The sequence below is a fragment of the Enterobacter cloacae complex sp. SYL001 genome (genome assembly GCF_049237025.1).
GTDB lineage: Bacteria > Pseudomonadota > Gammaproteobacteria > Enterobacterales > Enterobacteriaceae > Enterobacter > Enterobacter intestinihominis.
In genome coordinates this window covers 1-1,193 of the sequence record NZ_JBMKJI010000063.1, presented here as the reverse complement: position 1 = coordinate 1,193, position 1,193 = coordinate 1, and the positions used below count along the sequence as shown (strand labels likewise).

Here is a 1,193-nt window from a genome sequence, read left to right as displayed (position 1 = left end):
GAAGTGAAACATCTTCGGGTTGTGAGGTTAAGCGACTAAGCGTACACGGTGGATGCCCTGGCAGTCAGAGGCGATGAAGGACGTGCTAATCTGCGAAAAGCGCCGGCGAGGTGATATGAACCTTTGACCCGGCGATGTCCGAATGGGGAAACCCAGTGCAATCCGTTGCACTATCGTTAACTGAATACATAGGTTAACGAGGCGAACCGGGGGAACTGAAACATCTAAGTACCCCGAGGAAAAGAAATCAACCGAGATTCCCCCAGTAGCGGCGAGCGAACGGGGAGCAGCCCGGAGTCTGAATCAGCTTGTGTGTTAGTGGAACGGTCTGGAAAGTCCGACGGTACAGGGTGATAGTCCCGTACACGAAAGCACACTTGCTGTGAACTCGAAGAGTAGGGCGGGACACGTGGTATCCTGTCTGAATATGGGGGGACCATCCTCCAAGGCTAAATACTCCTGACTGACCGATAGTGAACCAGTACCGTGAGGGAAAGGCGAAAAGAACCCCGGCGAGGGGAGTGAAAAAGAACCTGAAACCGTGTACGTACAAGCAGTGGGAGCCTCTTTATGGGGTGACTGCGTACCTTTTGTATAATGGGTCAGCGACTTATATTCTGTAGCAAGGTTAACCGTATAGGGGAGCCGAAGGGAAACCGAGTCTTAACTGGGCGTTAAGTTGCAGGGTATAGACCCGAAACCCGGTGATCTAGCCATGGGCAGGTTGAAGGTTGGGTAACACTAACTGGAGGACCGAACCGACTAATGTTGAAAAATTAGCGGATGACCTGTGGCTGGGGGTGAAAGGCCAATCAAACCGGGAGATAGCTGGTTCTCCCCGAAAGCTATTTAGGTAGCGCCTCGTGAACTCATCTTCGGGGGTAGAGCACTGTTTCGGCTAGGGGGCCATCCCGGCTTACCAACCCGATGCAAACTACGAATACCGAAGAATGTTATCACGGGAGACACACGGCGGGTGCTAACGTCCGTCGTGAAGAGGGAAACAACCCAGACCGCCAGCTAAGGTCCCAAAGTCATGGTTAAGTGGGAAACGATGTGGGAAGGCACAGACAGCCAGGATGTTGGCTTAGAAGCAGCCATCATTTAAAGAAAGCGTAATAGCTCACTGGTCGAGTCGGCCTGCGCGGAAGATGTAACGGGGCTAAACCATGCACCGAAGCTGCGGCAGCGAC

General features: G+C 53.1%; 1 rRNA gene. It reads left to right on the top strand.

The annotated features are described in order from the left end of the window. Positions 1-25: 25 nt before the first annotated feature. A 23S ribosomal RNA gene (locus tag ACOTZP_RS23825) occupies positions 26-1,193 on the top strand; the annotation flags it as partial.